A 5,958-nucleotide genomic window follows, 5' to 3' on the forward strand; every position below is an offset into this window, starting at 1 on the left:
GCCCTATGGATTATGACAATAATGTGATTGTTTTAAGTGCTCCAAATGATATTGTTAAAAAGTTTATTGACGAGCGTTACATGACTATTATTGTAGACGCCTGCAAAAACACCCTTAACAAATCTGATGTTTCTTTTGAAATAAAGGTTGTAGAAAAGGCAGCCCCTGAACCTGAAGAGCCAGTGGAAAATCTTTTCAATGACAATGATGGCAAGGCTTCCTTTGTGGCAGCCTATGACACCCCTGGTCAGATTGCCCCCGGCGATGCTTCATCACTGAATCCGCGTTATATTTTCGATACCTTTGTAGCCGGCAACTTCAACCGTATAGCCTATGCTGCTGCCCAGGCTGTTGCCAAGAATCCGGGTAAAAACTACAATCCGCTGTTCATGTACGGCGGTGTGGGCCTTGGTAAAACCCATCTCATGCACGCCATTGGCCATGAGGTATTAAAAAATAATCCTGAAAAGAGAGTTCTCTATATCACTTCTGAGAAGTTCACCAACGAGCTTATTAACTCCATTCGTGATAATACCACTGAGGCTTTCAGACAGAAATACAGAAATATTGACCTGTTAATGGTTGACGATATTCAGTTCCTTTCAAAAAAGGAGAGAACCCAGGAGGAATTCTTCCATACCTTTAATGCTCTCCATCAGGCCAACAAGCAGATTGTACTGTCCTCAGATAGACCTCCCCATGAAATCAAAACCCTGGAGGAGCGTCTTAGCTCCCGCTTTGCCGGCGGTATGCTGACAGATATTCAGCCTCCGGATTTGGAAACAAGAATTGCCATTCTTAAAAAGAAAACAGAGGCAGAGCATATTGATGTACCAAACGAGGCCCTGGTTTATATAGCCAGTCGCATTGATAACAACATCCGTGAGCTGGAGGGAGCTCTTACAAGAGTAGTTGCTTATTCCGAGCTTATTGGTGAAAAGATTACCACCGATCTGGTGGCAGACACATTAAAGGATGTATACCCTGAAAATCACAACAGGGAAATCACCATGGATGTTATTCAGGAGGTTGTGGCAAATCACTTCAACCTTAAGGTGGAAGACCTTAACAGCAGCAAGCGCACCAAGGCACTGGCCTATCCAAGACAAATTGCCATGTATCTTTGCCGTGAGCTGACCAATTCTTCGCTTCCACAAATTGGTGATTTCTTCGGTGGCAGAGACCATACCACGGTTCTTCATGCCCACACCAAGATCAGTGAGGAAAAGGGCGAAAACATAAAACTTGATAATACTCTACAGGAACTTACCAAGCGCATTGAAAGACTTTAAGCATTTATTCCACATTTTCTGTGAATAACTATGTATATTCCCTGTAGAAGAAATGTAGATAAAATTAAGGGAAGGATTATTCTGTGATTACTGTGGATATCCTTCCCTGTTTTATCAACTTTTTATAAACATGTGGTCTTTCTTTTTTTTCAAAGATTCCATCCACTTATCCACTTTTCCACAGGCCCTACTATTACGACTACTATTTTTTATATATATAATCATCATAAATACATAAGGGGTGTACAACATGAAATTTATATGCCAAAAAAACGATTTACTCCAGGCAATTCAAACCGTATCAAAGGCAGTTTCCTCAAAGCCTCAGAATCCAATCCTTTCAGGAATCTATATAAAAGGGGATAATAATACATTAGAGCTTCAGGCCACAGATTATGAAATTGGCATTATCTGTAAAATCGAGGCTGAAATTTCAGAACCGGGAAATATTGTATTATCCGGTAGATATATTCAGGAGGTTATCAGAAAGCTCCCTGGTGTTACTGTGGAATTGGAATATGACCGTCAGGAAAAGATCTCCCATATACGTTCCAATCGTTCTCATTTCACATTGCTCAGCATGTCTGCTGACGATTTCCCTATCATTAAGAAGCTAGATGCAAATAAGAGCTTTACTATAATGGATAATGTACTTCAGGAGCTTATTGGCAGAACCACCTTTGCCTGCTCCAATGAAGAAGCAAGGCCTGTATTTACCGGCTGTCTGCTGGAACTCAACGATTCCTCTGTAGTCATGGTTTCCACTGATACCAAGCGACTGGCTATTCAGTCAAAGGTTCTTGAGAATTTTGAGGGTCAGAGCAAGATGATAATTCCTTCAAAAATTTTGAATGAAATCCATAAGCTGCTGTCCTCTGATATGCCACGTCCTGTGAATATCAGCTTCAATTCCAACCAGATTAGCTTTGAATTTGATAATACCTATATTTCTTCCCGTCTTATTGATGGCCAGTTCCCTGATTATCATAGGGTAATGCCAAGTGATTTTAGTACCAGAATAAAGCTGAATACTGAGGAGTTCCGTTCCGTTGTTGACAGAACTGCTCTTATTTCCCGTACCAATGATTACAACGTGGCCACCATGAACTTTGCCAATGGTATGGTTCGTATTACCTCTGATAATCCGGAAATCGGTAATGCCGATGAGTCCCTTACAGCTGAAATTGATGGTGATGATATTGTAATTTCCTTCAATGCTGATTTCGTATCAGATGTATTGAAGATAATCAACACCAAGGAATTCTATATATCACTTAACAATTCACTGAGCCCTGCAGCTATTCGTATGCTGGATGACGACTCCTTTACTTATATCATCACACCGGTTCGTACTCCGGGCCAGTAATCAAAGAGGTAAAATATGACTAATATTGAAAAAATAGAAGTAAATACTGAAACTATACAGCTGGACCAGTTTTTAAAATGGGCCGGTGTTTTGGAATCCGGTGGTCAGGTGAAGCTCATGATTGAGGATGAGATGATTCTGGTAAATGGCATAGTGGAAACAGCCCGCCGTAAAAAGCTCCATGACGGTGATGTGGTAGAAATCAAAGAAATGGGCTCATGGCAGGTCGTTTCCAAGGGAGAATAACAGGTCATGAAGCTGAAGCACCTGAAGCTGGTGGGATATAGGAATTATGATGACCTGTCCCTGGATTTATCTGATGGAACGAATATATTTATCGGCAGAAATGCTCAAGGAAAGACCAATATCCTTGAGTCTGTTTGCTATGCCTCAATGGGAAGCTCCTTCAGGACCAATACGGATAATGATCTCATTATGTGGAATCATCCCGGGAGCTCTGTATCCATTGATTTTCAGCGTATGGGTGTGGACAATAGGCTGGAATTTATTTTTCAGCGGGAAAAAAGGCGTCAGATTATTCATAACGGCAGTAAAATAAAAGCCAAGGAGCTTATTGGTATCATTAATGTGGTGCTGTTTTCCCCTGAGGATCTTACCCTAATAAAGGGATCTCCTTCTGAGCGCAGAAAATTTCTGGATATGGAAATATCCCAAGCCAGTCCCGCCTATTATGGTGAGTTAATAAAATATAACCGATTGTTGCAGCAGAGGAATACACTTCTAAAGAGCATCAGGGAGGGAAAAGCCCAGACTTCAATGCTGGAAATGTGGGACAGCCAGCTGGTGGACAGCGGCATAAAAATCATTGGCAAACGTCTGGAAACGGTCAAAAAGCTCAATATGCTGGCAAATCTTATGCAGAGGCGAATTTCCACCAATGAGGAAAATCTGTCTCTTTCTTACTGTATCAAGGGATACACAGGACTTGTGGATAAGATAGATGAAAAAATGATTTTATGGTATAATGAGACGTTGCGTGAAGTAACACGTGAGGATATATACCGTGGTTCCACCAGTATAGGTCCTCATCGTGATGATATTCAGATTTATGTAAATGGCATAGATTTGAAGGCCTTTGGTTCCCAAGGCCAGCAGCGGACAGGAGTATTGTCCATGAAGCTGTCAGAGCTGGAATTTATCCGTTCTGAAAAGGGCGAATATCCGATTTTGCTTTTGGATGATGTTATGAGTGAGCTGGATATGAACCGGCGGCAGCAGCTTTTGGAATTCATAAAAAAGGAACATATACAGACCATTATTACCGCCACTGACAAGGCTTATTTCCCGGAGGATGCTAATTGTGTATTTTATAAGGTGTCCGGGGGAACCGTTGAGGTAAGTGACAGGATGTGATACCATGTCAGCTCCCAGAAAAGGCAAGCTGGAGAAAATGAATATTATACTTCCCCAGATTGTGAAGTCTATGGGAATTGGCAAGGAATTTTCTTCCCACATGGTGATGTTTTACTGGCCAAAAATTGTGGGAAAGCATATTTCGAATAATGTATCCCCTGTGAAGCTGGAATTTAGGAAGCTGTTTCTTTATACTTCTCATCCTATTTGGGCTACCCAGCTTTCATACATGAAGGATGAAATAAAAAATAAAATAAACAGCTTTATGGGTGAATACTTGGTGGAAGATTTGGTATTTACCAACATAAAGCCTGAAAAAATTGATTTTGATGATAATGGCAATGAAGTAGATATGGGCCGGGAAATTCAGAAGGTGGATATTTCTGATGAAGAGGTCAGTGAAATATCACGTGATCTTGATGTGGTAAAGGATGATGATCTGAGAAAAATACTTCTGAAGGTTCATATTAACGACGAAAAGTTTAAAAAATACCGCAAAAATACCAACTGGCATCCCTGCAGCAAATGTAATACCCTGTGTCCATCAGAGGAGCAGCTTTGTGATAGCTGTAAGCGAAATGCTAATATAGATAGGCTTAAAAGCATAAGAAGATACCTTATGGATGTGCCTTGGGCCAGATTTTGCGATATTGTAAAAACCATTCCCTGTACTGCAGAGGAAGTAAATGAGCAGCGGATTATATTGATGCAGATATTGGCATCAAAGATAAGCTCAACAAATACTGATTGCATGGAGGCCACCATACTTACCATGCTTTATAAATCCGTTTCTCCGGATAAGCTGACTCCGGAGCTAAGACAGCAGACTATAGAAAAATTCAAATATGATTTTATGGACAGCTTTGTCATGAAAACCGGCAAAAGGTACCATAAGAACATAAAGCATAAGAATGTTTGATTTGGAGGAGAATTAATTCATGGCCACTGAAAATGAAGCTTTGATTAATGATGAGGAAGTACAGATACACGTGGAGGAAATAGGTACTGAGGTATCTGCCGTTGACGGTGATTATGGTGCTGATCAGATTCAGGTTCTTGAGGGTCTGGAAGCAGTAAGAAAACGTCCTGGTATGTATATCGGCAGCACCTCTGAGCGTGGTCTTCACCATCTGGTATATGAGGTAGTTGATAACTCCATTGATGAGGCCCTGGCTGGCTACTGTACTGATATTGACGTAACTATTCATAATGACAACAGCATCACCGTTGTTGATAATGGCCGTGGTATCCCTGTTGATCTTCATGAAACCGGCAAGCCGGCTGTGGAAGTAGTTCTTACTGTGCTTCATGCCGGCGGTAAATTCGGCGGCGATGGTTACAAGGTATCCGGTGGTCTTCATGGCGTAGGTGTATCTGTAGTTAACGCCCTTAGTGAATATATGGATGTACAGGTAAAGCGTGATGGCAAGATCCATGAAATTGCCTTTAAACGTGGTGTTACTACTTCTCCAATGACTATTACCGGGGACACTGAGGAAACTGGTACCAGAGTTCATTTCATGCCAGACAAGGAAATTTTCAGCGTCACTGAGTATAATTTTGATACCCTTAAGCACAGACTTAGGGAGCTGGCTTTCCTGAACCGTGGTATTACCATTAATCTCAGCGATGAGCGCAGCGGTAACCGTGAATCCTTCCATTTTGAGGGTGGTATCCGTTCCTTCGTGGAGCATCTGAACCGTAAAAAGACAAAGATAAATGAGACTCCTATTTACTTCAATGGTACCAAGGATGATATCGTTGTGGAAATTGCCATGCAGTACAACGATACTTATCAGGAGAATATTTACAGCTTTGTAAATAACATCAATACCGAGGAGGGCGGTACCCATCTGGCTGGCTTTAAAATTGCCTTGACCCGTGCTGCCAATGATTTTGCCAAGAAGAATAATATTATCAAGGGAA

6 protein-coding genes are annotated in these 5,958 nt (G+C 41.3%); all 6 read left to right on the top strand.

What is annotated here, in order from left to right:
• On the top strand, nt 1-1,292 hold a 1,292-nt coding region (gene dnaA / locus ACKI5G_RS09415; RefSeq protein WP_407399785.1), incomplete at its 5' end, for a chromosomal replication initiator protein DnaA.
• A gap of 250 nt (nt 1,293-1,542) precedes the next feature.
• Nucleotides 1,543-2,658 (top strand): DNA polymerase III subunit beta, encoded by a 1,116-nt coding sequence (dnaN, locus tag ACKI5G_RS09420; protein WP_407399787.1) that lies wholly within the window; start codon nt 1,543-1,545, stop codon nt 2,656-2,658.
• A gap of 24 nt (nt 2,659-2,682) precedes the next feature.
• Complete coding sequence (locus ACKI5G_RS09425) at nt 2,683-2,904, top strand: RNA-binding S4 domain-containing protein (protein ID WP_407399795.1); 222 nt, start codon at nt 2,683-2,685, stop codon at nt 2,902-2,904.
• A 6-nt stretch (nt 2,905-2,910) separates the two neighbouring features.
• Complete coding sequence (gene recF / locus ACKI5G_RS09430) at nt 2,911-4,032, top strand: DNA replication/repair protein RecF (RefSeq protein WP_407399789.1); 1,122 nt, start codon at nt 2,911-2,913, stop codon at nt 4,030-4,032.
• Nucleotides 4,033-4,036: 4 nt separating this feature from the next.
• Nucleotides 4,037-4,951, top strand: a complete 915-nt coding sequence (locus ACKI5G_RS09435) for a DUF721 domain-containing protein (protein ID WP_407399791.1) — start codon at nt 4,037-4,039, stop codon at nt 4,949-4,951.
• A 19-nt stretch (nt 4,952-4,970) separates the two neighbouring features.
• Nucleotides 4,971-5,958, top strand: a 988-nt coding sequence (locus tag ACKI5G_RS09440; RefSeq protein WP_407399793.1) for an ATP-binding protein, incomplete at its 3' end; no start/stop codon positions are given.

Origin of the sequence: Anaerovibrio sp. (genome assembly GCF_045637405.1) — a bacterium.
Lineage (GTDB): Bacteria > Bacillota > Negativicutes > Selenomonadales > Selenomonadaceae > Anaerovibrio.

Bases quoted from the DNA above. Each gene is read 5' to 3' on its own strand.
- ACKI5G_RS09435 (WP_407399791.1), top strand. From the start codon at position 4,037: ATGTCAGCTCCCAGAAAAGGCAAGCTGGAGAAAATGAATATTATACTT.
- dnaN (WP_407399787.1), top strand. From the start codon at position 1,543: ATGAAATTTATATGCCAAAAAAACGATTTACTCCAGGCAATTCAAACC.
- recF (WP_407399789.1), top strand. From the start codon at position 2,911: ATGAAGCTGAAGCACCTGAAGCTGGTGGGATATAGGAATTATGATGAC.